The 18,621-nt window shown below is 32.8% G+C and carries 20 protein-coding genes; 6 read left to right on the top strand and 14 right to left on the bottom strand.

What is annotated here, in order from left to right:
- Positions 1–8: 8 nt before the first annotated feature.
- From BXU01_RS07905 to BXU01_RS07885, 5 genes are all read right to left on the bottom strand, one after another.
- Entirely contained in the window at positions 9–308 is a 300-nt protein-coding gene (locus tag BXU01_RS07905) for a type II toxin-antitoxin system RelE/ParE family toxin (RefSeq protein ID WP_083692658.1), read from the bottom strand.
- Positions 308–514, bottom strand: a complete 207-nt coding sequence (locus tag BXU01_RS07900) for an addiction module protein (protein ID WP_123773979.1) — start codon at positions 512–514, stop codon at positions 308–310. Before BXU01_RS07900 ends, BXU01_RS07905 begins: the two co-directional genes overlap by 1 nt.
- A 208-nt stretch (positions 515–722) precedes the next feature.
- A complete protein-coding gene (locus BXU01_RS07895) occupies positions 723–3,119 on the bottom strand; it encodes a ribonucleoside-diphosphate reductase subunit alpha (RefSeq protein WP_083692656.1) in 2,397 nt (798 codons plus the stop codon).
- Between the two features lie 252 nt (positions 3,120–3,371).
- A complete protein-coding gene (locus BXU01_RS07890; protein ID WP_083692655.1) occupies positions 3,372–4,349 on the bottom strand; it encodes a ribonucleotide-diphosphate reductase subunit beta in 978 nt (325 codons plus the stop codon).
- A 337-nt stretch (positions 4,350–4,686) separates the two neighbouring features.
- A complete protein-coding gene (locus BXU01_RS07885; protein ID WP_055093679.1) occupies positions 4,687–5,256 on the bottom strand; it encodes a DUF3109 family protein in 570 nt (189 codons plus the stop codon).
- Between the two features lie 393 nt (positions 5,257–5,649).
- Here BXU01_RS07885 and BXU01_RS07880 point away from each other — a divergent pair, with 393 nt between their 5' ends.
- From BXU01_RS07880 to BXU01_RS07870, 3 genes are all read left to right on the top strand, one after another.
- Positions 5,650–6,228 (top strand): MarC family protein, encoded by a 579-nt coding sequence (locus BXU01_RS07880; RefSeq protein WP_055093681.1) that lies wholly within the window; start codon positions 5,650–5,652, stop codon positions 6,226–6,228.
- A 107-nt stretch (positions 6,229–6,335) separates the two neighbouring features.
- Positions 6,336–6,536, top strand: a complete 201-nt coding sequence (locus BXU01_RS07875; RefSeq protein WP_017496183.1) for a hypothetical protein — start codon at positions 6,336–6,338, stop codon at positions 6,534–6,536.
- Between the two features lies 1 nt (position 6,537).
- On the top strand, positions 6,538–7,143 hold the full coding sequence (locus tag BXU01_RS07870; protein WP_083692654.1) for an FAD-dependent oxidoreductase: 606 nt from the start codon (positions 6,538–6,540) through the stop codon (positions 7,141–7,143).
- A gap of 169 nt (positions 7,144–7,312) precedes the next feature.
- Here BXU01_RS07870 and BXU01_RS07865 read toward each other — a convergent pair whose 3' ends face one another.
- The 5 genes from BXU01_RS07865 to BXU01_RS07845 all read right to left on the bottom strand — a co-directional run bounded on the left by BXU01_RS07865 (position 7,313) and on the right by BXU01_RS07845 (position 10,695).
- Positions 7,313–7,624: a hypothetical protein gene (locus tag BXU01_RS07865; RefSeq protein ID WP_083692653.1), complete on the bottom strand. Its 312-nt coding sequence runs from the start codon at positions 7,622–7,624 to the stop codon at positions 7,313–7,315.
- 77 nt (positions 7,625–7,701) lie between these two features.
- Entirely contained in the window at positions 7,702–8,067 is a 366-nt protein-coding gene (locus tag BXU01_RS07860) for a nuclear transport factor 2 family protein (RefSeq protein WP_083692652.1), read from the bottom strand.
- 19 nt (positions 8,068–8,086) lie between these two features.
- Entirely contained in the window at positions 8,087–9,664 is a 1,578-nt protein-coding gene (locus BXU01_RS07855; RefSeq protein ID WP_083692651.1) for a S41 family peptidase, read from the bottom strand.
- Positions 9,665–10,096, bottom strand: coding sequence for a dCMP deaminase family protein (locus BXU01_RS07850; protein ID WP_083692650.1), 432 nt, complete (start codon positions 10,094–10,096; stop codon positions 9,665–9,667).
- Between the two features lie 5 nt (positions 10,097–10,101).
- Complete coding sequence (locus BXU01_RS07845) at positions 10,102–10,695, bottom strand: HupE/UreJ family protein (RefSeq protein WP_083692649.1); 594 nt, start codon at positions 10,693–10,695, stop codon at positions 10,102–10,104.
- 169 nt (positions 10,696–10,864) lie between these two features.
- Between BXU01_RS07845 and BXU01_RS07840 the strand changes: the two genes are divergently transcribed.
- The gene (locus BXU01_RS07840; RefSeq protein ID WP_055093696.1) at positions 10,865–11,296 is read left to right on the top strand and encodes a TerB family tellurite resistance protein; all 432 of its coding nucleotides are present in this window, start codon (positions 10,865–10,867) and stop codon (positions 11,294–11,296) included.
- Between the two features lie 121 nt (positions 11,297–11,417).
- Here the strand turns inward: BXU01_RS07840 and fbp are convergent, their stop codons facing one another.
- Complete coding sequence (gene fbp / locus BXU01_RS07835; protein ID WP_083692648.1) at positions 11,418–12,422, bottom strand: class 1 fructose-bisphosphatase; 1,005 nt, start codon at positions 12,420–12,422, stop codon at positions 11,418–11,420.
- A 260-nt stretch (positions 12,423–12,682) separates the two neighbouring features.
- Between fbp and BXU01_RS07830 the strand changes: the two genes are divergently transcribed.
- Positions 12,683–13,156 (top strand): GNAT family N-acetyltransferase, encoded by a 474-nt coding sequence (locus BXU01_RS07830; RefSeq protein WP_083692647.1) that lies wholly within the window; start codon positions 12,683–12,685, stop codon positions 13,154–13,156.
- A gap of 252 nt (positions 13,157–13,408) precedes the next feature.
- Entirely contained in the window at positions 13,409–14,668 is a 1,260-nt protein-coding gene (locus BXU01_RS07825) for an aspartate kinase (protein ID WP_083692646.1), read from the top strand.
- A gap of 76 nt (positions 14,669–14,744) precedes the next feature.
- Here BXU01_RS07825 and BXU01_RS07820 read toward each other — a convergent pair whose 3' ends face one another.
- The 3 genes from BXU01_RS07820 to BXU01_RS07810 all read right to left on the bottom strand — a co-directional run bounded on the left by BXU01_RS07820 (position 14,745) and on the right by BXU01_RS07810 (position 18,477).
- On the bottom strand, positions 14,745–16,922 hold the full coding sequence (locus tag BXU01_RS07820; protein WP_083692645.1) for an outer membrane beta-barrel family protein: 2,178 nt from the start codon (positions 16,920–16,922) through the stop codon (positions 14,745–14,747).
- 113 nt (positions 16,923–17,035) lie between these two features.
- The gene (locus BXU01_RS07815; protein ID WP_083692644.1) at positions 17,036–18,097 is read right to left on the bottom strand and encodes an AraC family transcriptional regulator; all 1,062 of its coding nucleotides are present in this window, start codon (positions 18,095–18,097) and stop codon (positions 17,036–17,038) included.
- Between the two features lie 38 nt (positions 18,098–18,135).
- Complete coding sequence (locus BXU01_RS07810) at positions 18,136–18,477, bottom strand: helix-turn-helix transcriptional regulator (RefSeq protein WP_083692643.1); 342 nt, start codon at positions 18,475–18,477, stop codon at positions 18,136–18,138.
- Positions 18,478–18,621 lie beyond the last annotated feature (144 nt).

The following is an 18,621-nucleotide window of genomic DNA, read 5'->3' as shown; positions in this document are numbered from 1 at the left end:
AGATTTATCTATAACTCTAACCTTTTAGACCAATTTTTAGGAGAACGTGAAGTATGAAAAACTCCAATAACAATTATTTCATCTTTTTCCAATCGATAATGAATTCCATAAGGAAATCTCGAAATAAAATGCATTCGTATATTTTTATACTTCTTTTGAAATAGATCTGGATTTCTTGAAATAGTATTAATTCCAGCTTCCAGACAGAGTTCGAAATCATAAGAAAGTCCAATTCTTTGTTTCTCGTACCAAAAAACTACATTTTCAATATCAAATAAAGCTTCTTTGACAAAGCGAATTTTGTTCATTATCTTATCGACTTTAAATGTGCCTTGACTTCATCCCAAGAATACAATTCAGCCTTGCCTTCTTCCAAATTCTGGATTCGAATATCTAATTCTCTTTTCACATCATCAGATATTTCTAAATCTTCTTTAGAAACACTATCCCATAACTGCTCAGCTAAAACAATTTTTTCAGCATTGCTATATCTAGATAAATTTTTGATTTCCATTCTTTTCATATTAGTTTTGAATATTACAAATTTACACAAAATTTACTTTGAAACGAATATTGTCACTACCCATGCAAATCCATTATATCACATTGCAAAGAATTACTTAAAAAAACAAAAGCAGCTATCATTACAATAACTGCTTTCTATTAATTCAGAATAAATCTTTCTTCTTTATTCTATTTTCTTTCCTCTAAATAATAAAGAATTAAGACCCACACATTTCACAATCTTCAGGATCTCCGGCTTGTGCTTTTAGCAACATTGCTTTATAATCCTCAACACTGATAGATTCTGTTTCCGGAACTAAAACTGCCGGTGCATCTTCTTCTTTTTTATCGTTGTTTAAGGTGAATTTAATCGCATCAACCGCAGATTTTGTTCTTAGGTAATACATTCCTGTTTTTAAACCTGATTGCCAAGCATAAAAGTGCATTGACGTAAGTTTAGAATAGTTTGCATCTTGCATGAACAAGTTTAATGATTGCGATTGGTCAATGAAATAACCTCTTTGACGTGACATATCGATAATATCTTTCATCGACATTTCCCAAACTGTTTTATATAATTCTTTCAAGTCTTGCGGAATCACATCAATATTTTGAACAGATCCGTTATGACGCATAATTTCTTGTTTCAAAGTTTCGTTCCACAAACCTCTGTCTACTAAATCGTGAAGTAAATGTTTGTTTACTACGATGAATTCTCCAGACAATACACGACGTGTGTAAATGTTTGATGTATATGGTTCGAAAGCTTCGTTGTTTCCAAGGATTTGAGAAGTCGAAGCGGTTGGCATTGGCGCAACTAATAATGAGTTACGAACTCCATGCTCCATTACTTCTTTTCTTAATGAAGCCCAGTCCCAACGGCCTGATAATTCTTCATCTTTCATTCCCCACATATTGTATTGGAATTCTCCTTGTGACATTGGAGATCCAGCGAATGTAGAATATGGACCTTCTTCTTTTGCCATTTCCATAGAAGCGGTTACGGCTGCGAAGTATAATGTTTCGAAAATTTCCTGGTTTAATGCTTTTGCTTCATCGCTTGTAAACGGCATACGCAACATGATAAAAGCATCTGCTAAACCTTGTACACCTAAACCAACCGGACGGTGGCGTAAGTTAGAATTTTCAGCTTCTTTTACTGGGTAGTAGTTTCTGTCGATTACTTTATTCAGGTTACGCGTTACACGTTTTGTAACATTATAAAGTGCTTCGTGATCGAATTTACCGTTTTCGATAAACATTGGTAATGAGATAGAAGCTAAGTTACAAACTGCGATTTCATCTTTAGAGGTAAACTCCATAATCTCTGTACACAAGTTTGATGAACGAATTGTTCCTAAGTTCTTGTGGTTCGATTTACGGTTTGCTGCATCTTTGTACAACATATAAGGAGTTCCTGTTTCGATTTGTGATTCCAGGATTTTCTCCCATAATTCACGTGCACGAATTGTTTTTCTACCTTTTCCTCTAAATTCATAATCCAAATACATTGTTTCGAATTCTTCTCCGTAAACATCATATAATCCAGGACATTCGTTAGGACACATTAAAGTCCATGATGCATCTTCCTGAACGCGTTTCATGAATAAATCAGATGTCCACATTGCGAAGAATAAATCACGCGCACGCATTTCTTCTTTTCCTGTATTTTTCTTTAAATCCAAAAAGTCGAAGATATCAGCATGCCAGGTTTCGATGTAAATCGCAAAACTTCCTTTACGTTTTCCACCACCCTGATCTACGTAACGAGCCGTATCGTTGAAAACTCTCAACATCGGAACGATTCCGTTTGAAGTTCCGTTTGTACCACGAATATAAGATCCTGTTGCACGAACGTTATGAATAGAAAGACCAATTCCTCCCGCTGATTGCGAGATTTTAGCCGTTTGTTTTAATGTATCATAAATACCATCAATACTATCATCCTGCATTGCCAAAAGGAAACAAGAAGACATTTGTGGTTTTGGAGTTCCGGCATTAAACAACGTTGGCGTTGCATGCGTAAAGAACTTTTTAGACATTAAATCGTAAGTTTCAATTACTGATTTTAAATCGTCAAGGTGAATACCAACCGAAACACGCATCAACATATGTTGTGGTCTTTCGACGATTTTACCGTTTATTTTCAACAAATACGAACGTTCTAAGGTTTTGAAACCAAAGTAATCGTAATTAAAATCTCTTGTATAAATAATATGAGAATCAAGGAACGCTGAGTTTTCCTGAATTACTTTGAATACTTCATCCGAAAGTAATGGCGCTTCCTGACCATTTCTTGGATTTACGTAATTATACATATCTTTCATCGTTTCTGAGAACGATTTTTTAGTATTTGAGTGTAGGTTCGAAATTGCCACACGCGCTGCTAATTGTGCATAATCAGGATGCGCAATTGTCATAGAAGCTGCCGTCTCTGCCGCAAGATTATCAAGTTCAGATGTAGAAACACCGTCATACAATCCTTCGATAACACGCATGGCTACCTTAACAGGATCTACAAGCTCATTCAAGCCGTAACACAATTTTTTGATTCTTTCTGTAATCTTATCAAACATTACCGGCTCTTTGTGGCCATCTCTTTTTACTACATACATAAGCTTACTATTTTAGTTATTGAAAAAATGAAAGACATTGGAATAACGAATTCCAAGACTTAAACATTGCGTGTTTTTAAATTATTTTTTGAGAATTGCAGGATCCTCAATAGTTACCCTATTCAAATTCGAAAAATGAATTTAAATACATTAAAAATTGTTATTGAATCAGCGATTTGGGTTAAAGATTCAATCTTAAAAAATTGTAATTTTTCTTAGCGCTTTTAGATTGCGCTAAAAGTATTTTGGTGTCTAAAAATCTGCATCGAATGAAATTTTCTGAGCATCACTATCTGTGTTCATCACACCAGACTTTTGATACTCGGCAACACGTTTTTCAAAGAAATTAGTTTTTCCCTGAAGAGAAATCATGTCCATGAAATCAAACGGATTCGCTGATCCATACACACGTTCGCAACCTAATTCTACTAATAATCGATCTGCAACAAATTCTAAATATTGCGTCATTAAAGTAGCATTCATCCCTATTAAACTCACCGGAAGGGATTCTGTAACAAATTCTCTTTCGATATCTAATGCATCAACGATGATTTCTTTAATTCTGTCTTTTGGAACTTTATTGATTAAGTGATGATTGTGTAAGTGTACTGCAAAATCACAGTGTACACCTTCGTCACGGGAAATCAACTCATTAGAAAAAGTCAAGCCTGGCATTAAACCACGTTTTTTTAACCAATAAATAGAACAGAAAGCACCTGAAAAGAAAATTCCTTCAACTGCTGCAAAAGCAATTAGTCTTTCAGCAAATGAATCAGATTCAATCCACTTTAAAGCCCAGTCTGCTTTTTTCTTAATTGCAGGAAAAACTTCTAATGCATTAAACAATTCTGCTTTTTCCGCTTCATCTTTTACGTAAGTATCAATTAGTAAAGAGTAAGTTTCGCTATGAATATTTTCCATCATGATCTGGAAACCATAGAAAAACTTCGCTTCTGCATATTGAACTTCGTTTACAAAGTTCTCAGCAAGATTCTCATTTACGATTCCGTCAGAAGCTGCGAAGAATGCCAAAATGTGTTTAATAAAATATCTTTCGTCGTCACTAAGTTTATTATTCCAATCTGTCAAGTCCTGGTGCAAATCGATTTCTTCAGCTGTCCAGAAACTAGCTTCCATTTTCTTATACCATTCCCAAATATCATGGTGTTTGATAGGAAAAATAACGAAACGATTTTTATTTTCTTGTAATATTGGTTCAACTTGTGACATGGTAATTTTTGTTTAATTTTTGTACTGAATTTTTACTAATTCAATAGACTACAAAGATTGTCATTTACAGCCAAAAATGAAAGCCAAACTTATTCACAATTCGACGTAGTTTTTAACAAAGCATAAAAAATGAGATATTTTTCAGACAATAATTAAATATTTGTAAATGAGACATTTAATACTACCTTTTACACCTAAAACCCCTGTAAAATATAGACTTTTTGCAATAAAAAGCAAGAAATTTTAAATTGTTTTTAAAAGTTTTTTTTTGAGTTAAAACTTTATTTTTTGAGTCAAAATTTCTCCCTTAAAAGTGGTAACTAAGAGGCGTAAATTTTTAAGATTTTTTAAGTTCTTCAGCGACTTTTTCAAGCTCTAAATACCAATCTTGCCCAAAGCGGCGAATTAACGCTTCTTTGACAAATTTATAAACCGGAACTTCTAATTCTTTTCCTAAAGAACAGGCATCATCACAAATATCCCATTTATCATAATTTACGGCAGCGAACTCTGTAAAGTCTTTTACACGAATTGGGTATAAATGGCATGAAACTGGTTTTTTCCAGTCTACGATTCCCTGATTATAGGCTTGTTCGATTCCGCAAAGCGCTGTTTTACCATCAAAAATAACATATGCACAATCTTTATTATCTATTAATGGAGTTTCAAGATCACCATCAGTTCCTTTTACCCAGGTTCCCTGAGCTTCGATTGCTGCAATTCCTTCTTTGCGTAAAAAAGGTTTTACTTTAGGATAAATTTCTTCCATTATTTTAGTCTCAGCCTCGCTTAATGGCGCACCAGCGTCTCCATCAACACAGCAAGCTCCTTTACAAGCTGACAAGTTGCACACAAATTCTTTTTCAAGAATATCTTCTGAAATAATGGTTTTACCTAATTGAAACATGATAATAAAATACTGAAATTTATAAAGTGCAAAGATAGACAAAGAAAACAGATATATTTTTATTCTTTTCTTCCACGCAGATTTGGCAAATTAAAAAGATTTAAAACTGTTTATTCTACAAAGCTTTGTGGACTTTGAAAATATTTTCAAATCTTAATTAAATTAAATTTTGCGAATCTTTGCGAGAAAACTTTGCGCTCTTTGCGGTAAAAAAACCACAACGCAACTAAGCTAATCCATTGCAAATATGCAAGAGAAGTTATCAATTGTTACAAATATCACTTTTTTAACATGCTAAGCGTGTTTTTATAACAAAAATACATCGCATTAAAAAAACACCTACCTTTATTATCTACCTTTGCAAAAATTTTAAACCCTTAAAACCAAAGTAATATGTTAGAAATCGACTTTAAAGAAATAATTACTGTTGGGATGGTACTTTTTGCTGTAATTGATATTGTAGGATCAATTCCTATTATTGTAAACTTAAGAGCAAAAGTTGGACATATAGAATCTGAAAAAGCTTCGATAGTTGCCGGTGCAATCATGATTGTTTTTCTTTTTGTTGGAGAAGGCTTTCTTAACCTGATAGGTATAGATGTTCATTCGTTTGCCGTTGCAGGTTCTTTTGTATTGTTTTTCCTGGCTTTAGAGATGATTTTAGGAATCAGGATATATCGTGACGAAGAACCGGGATCTGCTTCTATCGTTCCCTTAGCATTTCCGTTAATCGCCGGAGCAGGAACAATGACAACTTTACTTTCTTTGCGATCTCAATTTCATACCATTAATATTATTATTGCCATTTTATTGAATATCATATTGGTATATATTGTTTTGAAATCTTCTAAAAAAATCGAGAATTTATTAGGAGAAAACGGACTTGGCGTGGTTCGCAAGACTTTTGGTGTCATACTTTTAGCGATTGCTGTTAAATTATTTGCCGCTAATGTTAAAGGTTTGTTTGTCTAACAATTATTTTTATAAATTTACCCCATAAAATTTCTAAAATACAACTTTAGGACATTTTTTAGGTCAAAGGGTTTTACTTTATTATTTTAGGCAAACAAACAACCATTATGAAAATTTTCACTTCAATCTTAGTGCTTCTAGCATTAGCTTTAATTGTTTTTAATATTACGTTGCTAGACTTCAAAAATCCTTTTCAGGGAGACAGTGTAGTTGCTTTTATTGGAATTGCAGCTTCATTTTGTGCCGTTTTGATTCTTTTAATTTTTAGAATTTCTAAAAGAATTGAAGAAAAAACAAACGGACGATAATATGTTTGACATTTTAATTATTGGCGGAGGCGTTTCTGGCATGTCTTGTGCCCTGGTTCTTGGATCAGCAAAAAACAAATCCTTTGCAGCCGATAAAAAAATTGGAATTTTTACGCATCAAAAAAATTCTTCCTTACAAGAAGCAATTTTCTACAATGCTTATGGTATAACGCCAGGCAAATTAGGTTCTGACTTACTGATAGAAAGTACACAGGATCTGGCATTGAGTTATCCGCATATAGCACAGATTCCAAATGAGAAAGTAATAAAAGTTGAAGGGACTTATCCTGAATTTACTGTTACGACAAACAAAAACTCATACAAAACAAAAAGTATCGTTGTAGGCATTGGTTCTGCGAATACTTTTGATATTGAAGGTTTAATGCAATATATTGAACCTCACAAAAAAGCACTTCCGGAAAAACAACGTATACAGCTCAAAAACGACGATCATAAAGTTGCCGACGGCATTTATGTTATTGGAACTTTAGCAGGCTGGAGAAGTCAATTGGCAATTGCTGCCGGAAGCGGTGCTGCTGTAGCCACAGATATTCTTACTTTATGGAATAATGGTGTACAAACTCACGCTCACGATAGTATTCGATAAAACTCTATAAAATTATTAAACCATATAAGTTATATAAGTTCATTTAATGCATTGCGTATATTATCAACTTATATAATTTATATGGTTTCTTTTTTTTCACTTAAGTTTATTTCTTTTAATAGTTATTGCTTCACGCATAGTATTAAATGAACTTATATGGTTTAACCCTTTATTTCACCGAAACAATTTCTTTTACTTTAATATGTTTCTCTGTATCTGTTTTCCAGATTTCTCCTTTTAAGGATACCTCATCACCTTCTTTTAATTTCTTGTAGTTTTGCGGTCCTCCAACATTTACGATGCTAATTATTGCATAATAAACCTCATTTTTATCAGTATTGATTTTGGCAGTATAACCGTCCTTTCCAAATTCTATAGATTCAACTTTTCCTGAAATTGTATTTTTATCTTTCATACATGCACAAGAAATTACAAAAGCCATTAGCAGTATTAAAAAACTTGCTCTTTTTAGATTTTTCATATTTTATATTTTACTGTAAATCTCGTCCATTTTCAGGAAAGGTTTATTACACTATATTTTAAAAAATTATTATTATTTTATTGTAAAACTACGCAACTTCCGGCAATCACTTTTACAGTTTCATCAAATTGTTTCCAAACCCTGTTATACTTATAAGTTCCATTCAAGGAATTACCTTCATAATTTCCTTTCAACAAAATAGTTACGGCAACTACAGCAACATCTGCAATTATATTTATAATTTGATCTGAAGCTTCTACAGTTTCGATTTTCATTTTACCGGAACGATAAGATTCCAGATCGAACTGTTTGGTAATGGTTTGTCCGTCTGGCAAATTAAAAAGCAAATCATCATGAAGCATTTTATCCAAAGTCGCAACATCAGCATTTTTAATTGCCGTTAAAAGTTCGATTTCAGCATTTACAATAGTTTCTATTTTCATCTGACAAAAAAATTAAGTATTACTTTTTCGGATTCAAAACTGCTTTAATCATGGCATCATCTTTCAATATAACATCATAATAATACAATTCGCCATAAAGCTGACGTGCAAATTCTGCGGTAATGTAACGGTTTACCAATGCTTTGGTTTTATCTAATTTCAAATCCAGTCCTGTTAGTAAAATATAAGTTCTGAACTTTTTAAAATAAGCATCAGAGTTTTTCATCTTTGCCAAAAACTCATTAAAATGAAGTCCTGCAAAAGCACTTCTGTTTTTATCCAATTCTTCAAAAACAAAATGACCTACGATTCCAGTCTGAAGAAGATATGCTACATTTTCGTTTCCGTGTTCTGCCTCAATTGGCACAAAAACATCCGGAACGATTCCGCCGCCACCGTATACAACTTTACCTTTTGGAGTTTTAAATTTTAATGAATCTGCAACTTTTATACTGTCTTTTGCATAAAGTTCTCCAGATTTTATACGTGATTCTGATTCTTTATAGTATTCTTCATTTCCTTTTTTATAAGGTTTTTGAATTGATCTTCCGGTTGGCGTGTAATATCTGGCAACTGTTAACCTAACAGCAGATCCATCGTTAAAATCCATTTCACGCTGCACTAATCCTTTCCCAAAAGAGCGACGTCCTACAATCGTTCCGCGGTCATTATCCTGAAGTGCTCCGGCCAGAATTTCACTTGCAGATGCACTGTTTTCATTAAGTAGAACATACACTTTTCCTGTTTCAAAACTTCCTGCTTTTGTAGCGAATGTTTTTTCGGTTGTACCATTTTTATTTTTGGTAAAAACAATCAACTGTTTGTCTTTTAAGAATTCATCTGCAATTGCTATGGCTTCTTCCATATAACCGCCGCCATTATCACGAAGGTCAATTACAAGCGATTCAATTCCGTTTTGTTTCAATCTCACCAAACCGGTTTTGAATTCGTTAAAAGTAGTTTCTGCAAAACGGTTGATTTTTATATAACCCGTTTTATTATCGAGTAATAAAGAGGCATCAACACTTTTAATCGGGATAATATCCCTTTTTACTTTAAACTTAAGTTTCTTTTGTTCTGATTTTCTAAAAACAGTCAATTCAATCTCAGATCCTTTTATTCCCTTTAATTTAGAGAATAAACTATCCGAAGGTAATTTTCTGCCAAATAATTTCGTTTTTCCGGCAAATAAAATCCTGTCTCCGGATTTTATTCCGGCTTTTGCAGAAGGTCCGTTTTCAATTGGTTTTATAATGGCAACAGAATCTTTGTACATATAGAAATTAATCCCGATTCCTACGAAATCACCTTTCATACTTTCGGCCACTTCAGCCTGTTCTGTTGGCGGAATATATACGGAATGCGGATCTAATTTTGATAATATATTATCTACTGTAAGGTTTACAATAGAATCTGTATTGATACTGTCAACATATTCATTATTGATAAAATCAATAAGTTTGTTGAGCTTGGTTTTCGAGTAATTTTTAGCCAAAAGCTGGTCATCAACGGGAGCATTCATAAGGCTTCCGATGACTATTCCGAGAGCAAAAGTTGCTCCGATAATAATGGGTAAATATTTTGAATTAAATTTCATTTACTCTTCTAAAACAGGAATATGTTCGACTTCGATACCTGCTTTTATTAAAAACTGAATTCCTGAATCGTCACGATATCCATTATGATATACTACTCTTTTTATTCCTGACTGATGTATCAGTTTGCTGCATTCTTTACATGGCGAAAGTGTAATATATAAAGTTGCGCCTTCACATGATTGCGTTGATCTGGCTACTTTTAAAATTGCATTTGCTTCTGCATGCAGTACATCCCAACGGGTTAATCCGTCTTCATCTTCGCAGCAATTTTCAAAACCGGATGGTGTTCCATTGTATCCATCAGAAATAATCATTCGGTCTTTTACGATAATGGCGCCTACTTTTTTTCGAATGCAATAGGAAAGTGCTCCCCATTCTGTCGCAATTCTTAAATAAGCCTTATCGTATTTATTTAACTTTTTTTCTTCCATTTATTTTATCTGTGCCAAATTGGACTTTCAATAATCATGGGAACTACTACTCCTATAATAAAAGCCGACATTACAAGCGCCCAATCGCGCTTTGAAAAGCGAAATACGGTTTGTACAATATATGATATAATCAGAACTACAAAAACCACCACTAACTGAGCTGCTTCGATCCCTAATGCAAACTCGCCTAAAGGTAGTAATTTTGAACTAGGTGATCCTCCTAAAATTGTCTTGAAATAATTTGAGAATCCAAGTCCGTGTATAATTCCAAAAAACAAGGTTACAAAAAACACTAAATTCAATCCATCACTCTTTGATGTTTTTCCTGCTGTAAAAAGATTGAAAATCGCCGTTATTAAAATTGTTATCGGAATTAAAAACTCAACCGTATTAACTTTTATTGCAATGATTCCGTAAACTGAAAGCAATAAAGCTAATGTGTGTCCAATTGTAAAAACAGAAACTAAAAGTAAAATACGTTTCCAGTCTCTAAACAAATAAGGTGTTGTTAATGCAATTAAAAAAAGAACGTGATCATAAGCGTGAATATCTAAAACATGCTTTAATCCTATTTGAAAATAAATCCAAAATTCTGACATACGGGTAATACTATTAAATGATTAGGGGTTGTAAACTTACGATTTATTTTGAAAAATTTATGGTGCAAAACATTAAATCACCGAATAATAATAAGTTAAATTTTATGAGAAATTTAAATTTGTTAAATTAAAATAAGATTTATCTTTGCTCAATAAAAACTAATTAATTATGCCATTTTCAGAATTATTTGATAACGAATTCAAACAAAGAAACAGAGGTCATTTCTCTGCCATTGTTCGTGTAGCTTTTGCTGACGGCAAAGTAAGTCCAGAAGAAAAAGATTTTTTAGATAAAATAGCTTCAACATTACAAATTTCAGAAGAAGAATACAACGAAATCCTTAAAGATCCGTGGAAACATCCAATAAACCCTCCTTATTTATATACGCAGCGTTTAGAGCGTTTATATGATTTGGCAAGAATGGTTCACGTAGATCATCATTTAGGAGATCAGCAGGAAGTAATGTTAACCCGTATGGGATTAGCTTTAGGATTTACTCCAGGAAACGTAAACTATATTGTTAGAAAAGCATTGTCTTTGGTTGACAAAAAAGTAGATTTAGACACTTTCGTTTTCGAAATGGAAAACATGAATAAATAGTATTTAGTTTACAGTCTCAGTCACAGTAAACAGTTAATAAAAAAACAAAATAAACCCGACAGATTTCAAAAATCTGTCGGGTTTGCTATTTATAGTTCAGACTGAAACTGAGACTGAAGACTTATTCAGCTGCCATAAACTCTTCCGCTTTTTCTACCATATTATAACTTCCGCAGAAAAAAGGAACTCTTTCATGCAGTTCTGTTGGCTGGATTTCCATAATTCTTCCAAAACCGTCTGTTGCTTTTCCTCCTGCCTGCTCTGCAATAAATGCCATTGGGTTACATTCATATAATAAACGTAACTTTCCTTTTGGCGCTTTTGAGCTCGTTGGATATAAATAAATTCCGCCTTTGATCATATTTCTATGAAAATCAGAAACTAAACTTCCAATATATCTTGAGGTATATGGTCTGTCTTCTTCTTCTTTTTGACAATACTTAATATAATTTTTTACTCCTTGCGGAAAATGAACATAATTTCCTTCGTTTACTGAATAGATATTTCCGTTTCGAGGAAATTGCATGTTTGGATGTGAAAGATAAAAAGTACCAATTGCAGGGTTTAGCGTAAAACCATTTACACCGTGACCTGTAGTATAAACCAACATTGTAGAGGTTCCGTAAATTACATATCCCGCTGCCACCTGATTTACACCCGGTTGTAAAAAGTCTTCGATGGTTACCGGAGTACCAAGTGGTGTAATTCTTCTAAAAACGGAAAAAATGGTCCCTAAAGAAACATTTACATCAATGTTCGAAGATCCGTCAAGCGGATCCATCAAGATCACGTACTTATTATTATTACTGTTGTCGCTCCCCTTGACAGTAATAAATTCGTCGTTTTCTTCTGAAGCAATTCCACAGACAATCTCACGGTTAATTAACGTCTGAATAAATACTTCGTTTGCATACACATCTAATTTTTGCTGGTCTTCTCCCTGGATATTTTGTTCGCCTGCAGCGCCAATAATATCCACTAATCCGGCTTTGTTGACTTTATAGTTTACAACTTTCGCCGCTAAACGTATAGAGTTAATAATTCGGGAAAGCTCTCCCGACGAATACTGAAATGCTTTTTGGTTCTCAATAATAAACTCTCCTAGTGTTTTATTGCGTTCTTCCATTACTATATCGTTGTAGTTTTAATTTTAAGTCACAAATATCGTTTTTTTTGTGAGAATGATTTAAAAATTATTTCGTTAGTTTGCCACTATTGTATATTTGCTAATTAAATACTCAAAGTACCGAGCAAAGAATATTTTTTTTAGCTAATAAACGCTTAATAATAAGAATACACGAATTGGTCTTACAAAAATTTTGATCAAAATAAGTTCTTAAAAATTAGGCAACAATACAGTACAGAATAAAAATAAAATTTGATAATATGAATATTAGAAAAGGAAATCCTGAAGACATGGAATCGGTTTTGGGATTAATACAGGAGTTGGCAATATTCGAAAAAGAACCGGAAGCTGTTGTTATTACTGTTGACGATTTAGTGCGTGACGGCTTTGGAGAAAAACCGTTATTTCATGTTTTTGTTGCAGAGGTTGAAAAGGAGATTGTTGGAATCGCATTATATTATTACAGATATTCTACCTGGAAAGGAAAAACAATACATCTTGAAGATTTGATCGTAAAAGATAAAATGCGTGGTACCGGTTTAGGATCTGCACTTTATAGCGAAATAATGAAGCAGGGAAAAAAAGATAATGTACGAAGGGTAGAATGGAATGTTCTGGACTGGAATACTCCTGCCGTGAAATTCTATGAAAATTCAGGCGCAAAAATTCTGGAGGAATGGAGAGTAGTTCAAATGGATGAAAATGGAATTAATTCGTTTCTGGATAAAATGTAAAAAAATATTTGCCGCAGATTAAGATTAAAAAGATTTCAAAATAGTTGTCTTTTTTCGCCACGAATTAGCACGAATTAATTAGTGTAAATTCGTGAAATTCGTGGCAAATTATCACAGATTGAAACAATCTTTTTAATCTTAATAATCTGTGGCAAAAAAAAGACGCACTGCTGTGCGTCTCTACAATTTCCTTCAATTGGAATTTGAGATTTAAAAAATTGGAATTTTATAAAAAAACAGCATATATACAAAATGAGAGTATTTAAATTTGGTGGTGCATCAGTTAAAGATGCTGATGGAATTAAAAACGTATACGACGTTTTACAAAAAGTAGGTTATGAAGATGTGATTTTGGTCGTTTCGGCAATGGGAAAAACGACAAATGCTCTTGAAGTTGTTATCAAGAATTATTTTGATAAATCGACAGAGTTAAATTCATCCGTTCAGGAAATTAAAAAATATCACAATCAAATCATACTGGATTTATTTGAAGATGAAAAACAGGAGGTTTTTGAAGCTGTAACAGCTCAATTTTCTGAATTAGAATATTTTCTGGCACATAATAAATCTCCTAATTACAATTTTGTTTACGATCAGATTGTAAGTTTTGGAGAATTGATTTCGACTACGATTTTAAGTCATTATATGAATTTTAGAGGAATTCAGACGCAATGGCTTGATGTTCGTAATTTTATTAAAACCAATGCAAATTACAGAGATGCCGAAGTAGATTGGGAAACCACCCAACAAAACATCAGCAAAAACGTAAAACGTAAAACATTAAACATTACGCAGGGATTTTTAGGTGCTGACGAAAACAACTTTACTACTACTCTTGGTCGTGAAGGTTCTGATTATACAGCAGGAATTTTTGCCTATTGCCTAAATGCAGAAAGCGTAACGATCTGGAAAGACGTTCCGGGAGTAATGAATGCGGACCCGCGTTATTTTGAGAATGCTAGTTTGTTAAATCAAATCTCCTATCGCGAAGCAATCGAGTTGGCTTTTTACGGTGCAACGGTTATTCACCCAAAAACGCTACAGCCTTTACAGAAAAAAGAAATTCCTTTGTATGTAAAATCATTTATCAACCCATTATTAAAAGGGACATGCGTTTCTAAAGGTGTTGATCTTGAACCTCAATATCCTTGTTTCATTGTAAAAAGAGACCAACTTTTGATCTCACTTTCATCAATTGATTTCTCTTTTATTATGGAAGAAAACATAAGTGAAATTTTTGCTTTGTTTCACCAATTCAAAATAAAAGTAAATCTGATCCAGAACTCAGCAATTAGTTTTTCTGTGTGCGTAGAGGATAAATTTGAAAATTTTAATGAATTGAACGCAATACTTTCAAAAAAATTCAAAGTAGATTACAATGAAAATGTAACTTTATATACCATTCGTCATTTTACAGAACAAGCTGCACAAACTGTCGAAGAAAACAAAACCGTATTACTAAAACAAGTAAGCCGTGAAACGATGCAAATCGTTACCAAAGAGATTAAATAAAATCTTTTTATAAAAGTTAATTATACAATTCAACTATATTTAGAAAAGGCTTCACTAATATGTGAAGCCTTTTTCTTTATCTCGCTCTGTTATTTTCGCTTTGTTGAATCTCTGTTTTCTTAAAAGCTTGTTTCTTTGAATTTCCAAAACTGTATGTTGCTATCAGTTTAAAATAATTGGTGGTGTAGGTTCTGTGATAATATATTTCGGTTTTACCAACATCATAATTACCGGACACCATAAAGTCGTGAAAGATATCATTTGCGGTAAAATTGATTTTTAGCGCCTCTTTAAAAAAGTTTCTTTCGATTCCTACAGTAACTGTCGATCTGCTATTTTCGCTTCTTAATCCGTAGCTTTTATCGCCAAGATACCAGGCAAGCAATTGAACTTTAAAAAGATTCGGGATCGTAAATGTATTATTAGAATACAGATAGATTTGAGGTTTGACAGGACCCAAAGCATATTCATAAAAATTATCAATCGATTTGCTTAAATTCATACTAATGGTATTCGTTGAATTCCACCATTTGTTTGTAAATGATCTTGAAAGCGAAGTAAAAAAAGTATGTTCTTTTTCTATATTTAATGATCTCAAAATATAACTATTTGGTGTATCGCCACGCAAAGCAGCTCCGGAAATTGGATCGATTTTATAAGTATATCCTATTTTAAAATCCAACTTTTTGTACATCGAACCAATTTCAAAAGCGTGAGTCTTTTCAGGAAGCAAATTAGGGTTTCCTTCTATAGTAGTAAACGGATCCTGATAAATAACATACGGATTCAAAGCCTGATATCTTGGTCTTGTTATTCTGGAAACATACGATGCATGCAGTTTTAAATCATCTGAAACATCCATATTTAGTAACACATTAGGGAAAAAATTGCCATAATTTTTTTTGAATTCCTGGACTCCGTTTTCAGTAGTATACAAATTATAACTCGTCCATTCGCCTCGGGCGCCAAAAGAAAAATTGAACTTCTCCCCTAATGAACTTTCGTAATTAAAATAAGCGGCACTAATTTTTTCAACATATTTAAAATCACTCGAAAGTTGATCATCAGGTTCAAAACCGCCATTTTCTACATCAGAAATTAGGAAATCTGTTCCTGATTGTACTTTCGCATTGCTAAATTTCACTCCGGTTTCGAGCTTTGTATTTTCATTTATCTTTTTAGAATAATCTGCCTGAATACTTATAATATTAATTGTATTGTCAACATTATTCTTCAAATACTTTTCAGCATTTCGTTCGTCAACCCAACTATTTTCATCAATAAAATCTTTTACAGTTCCATTATAATTAGAGTATTGTGTTCCTATAAATAACGACGAACCCTTACTGTCTGTTATCGCATTATAATTTAGATTAATGAACTGATTTAGCAGCACATCATTTTTAGCAATATCCGTGGCATAAAAACTATTTTCCCCATTATTACTGATAGAGTTTCGGCTTTCTACGACTCCGCCCAAATCATCAATATTGCCGCTATATGCCAATGAAATATAATTCTTCTCAGAGAACGTGTATTGCAATCCAAAACCAAAATTCGAATAATTATTAAACTGACGTTTCCAATCTGTGGTTAATTTAGATCGCATATAATCATCGGGATTTGGTCTTATTCTGGTCGTATATAATAATTCGCGGCCATTGCCCAATTGCAATCCGTAATTGGTTATGAACGAAAATTTGCCTTTAGTATAATTAAAATCCAAAAGAGTATTCGTACTCGTTCCGGCAAACTCAGAAACAGTCACTTGTTGACTCGCGCTTCCTAACATTCCGTTTTCGATATTTTTTTTGGTAATAATATTGATAACCGCTTTTCCTTCGGCATCGTATCTTGAAGATGGATTTGAAATTACTTCGATTTTTAAAATTTGAGAAACCGGAATCGCAGCAAAACGTTCGTAATTAATTAAAATTCCGTTAAGATAAATAATCGCTTCTCCTCTTCCCAAAACACTTATTTGTCCTTCGGCTACAATAACATTCGGAACCCTGCCCAATAATTCATTGACCGAACTACTTGTCGAAAGCAATGTATTGGCGACATTTACATCAAGCGTTCCGTTGGCGACATATTTTACTAACGATGCCTGTTTTTTAATAACCACTTCCTTTAATTCGTTATTTTGATTTGTAATTTTCTCAGGAATTGTTGGCTTGGATTGTGCATTTATTTCTAAGGCATAAAAAAGAAAGAAATAAGTGTAAATGAAAACAGAAACTAGGAATCTCATAGATTTGGCAATTTAAAATTTGACTTTGTTTTGACAAAAGTCTATTCTAAATTGCAGGATGAAGTAATCGAAACAGAAATCAGGAGTACGAATTTATAAATTCACACTAAGGTTTAAGCTTGTAACGCCTGATTTTGATAGTTGGAAGGCGTTGTTCCGGTATGTTTTTTAAAGGCTGCAAAAAATGTCGATTTAGAATTAAAACCTACATCGTAGCCAATAGATTCTAAAGTAAGTTTATCATTTGAAGTTATAATTTCGCAAGCTTCTTTTATTCTGAACTCATTTACAAAACTGGTAAAGTTTTTACCCAAATTATTATTTAAAAGTTGGGATAATTGATGACTTGAAATGTTTATTTCTTTAGACAAGTCCTGCAATGTAAGATTGGGATTTTTATACAAAGCCTTTTCGTCCATTAAACTTTCGAGTTTTTGTGTAAAAATTTCCGCTTCGGTTGCCTCTATTTTTTTACCGGAATTCTTTGATCCGTTTAATAAAAACAAATCATCGGTTTTTTTACGGTATAAAAGGATAGAAATAATTAAATAGAACATAATCGAAAAAACAATTGCTCCACTAATATAAGTAGCGGCCGGAGCACGCATTATGGCAAGAAAATAGAAAAAGAATAAAAGCGAATTGCCCAGAAAAAGCATTCCGAACCACATTTCTGCCGGAGTTGCTTTGTGTTTTTTACTTATGATTTTTTGTAGAATGTCTTTAATGGTAACCCCGGAAAAAATAATATACACAAACCATTGAAAATAAATGGCTTTTATAAAATACTGTCTCCACAGTTCCGTATAATATTCATAAGGATATAAAAATCCAATTGTACTTATAAATAAAGCCCAGAATAAAAGGCTAAGTTTCCAGGATTTGGGCATTAAATTAATTTCAGCAACGGCTGATTTCAGGAAATAATATAAAAAAGGACCAATAAAAAAGCAAGCTGTAAGTCCAAATTGCAAATACATTTTTGGCAACGTGGGATTAAAATACACAAACACTGATTTTCCAATTCTGATGCTTAGTGCAAATAATAATGCACCCAAAAAATAATTGGTCAGGAACTTTTTTTTGGTAAAAAAGAAAAAATACACACTTAAAATAATTCCGTTAAAAACTCCTAATGCGCTAAAAAAGAATAAGAGTTCTTTACTGGTATCCATAATTTAAGTTAGTTTTATTCTCACAAAGCTAAAAAAAATTATGACTTTAACGATTTTTTATCCTCCTTCAAATCCTTAATTACTTTTTTTAATTCACGTATTCTTTCTTCGTACTGCTCTATTACAGTATCAGACAGTTGATTGAAGATTTGCCCGGAAGATATTTCCTTATTATTAACTTCTAACTTTAATAATTCATCCGGAGTTATACCAAAAATTTTACAGATTCTTAAAATATGACTGGCCCAGGAATGACTTTCACCACTTTCCATTCTGGCATATGCAGATTGTGATATATCAAGATAATCTGCCACTTCTTCTTGTGACATTTTTTTACTTTTCCGAAGTATTTTTAACTTATTGCCTACAATAACATTCATAATTGATAAAGTTTTTATAAAACAAGAAAAATGTTTTATAAATATATACTCACAAAAATCAGATATTTTTTTAAATAAAAAAATAGCTAATACATTTCTTATTAAAAATACCCGATAATCACATAATACAAACGCTTACAAAAC

Origin of the sequence: [Flexibacter] sp. ATCC 35103, assembly GCF_001975985.1 — a bacterium.
Lineage (GTDB): Bacteria > Bacteroidota > Bacteroidia > Flavobacteriales > Flavobacteriaceae > Flavobacterium.
Note: the sequence above shows the minus strand (reverse complement) of the source record. Positions and strands in the feature narration are given on the sequence as shown.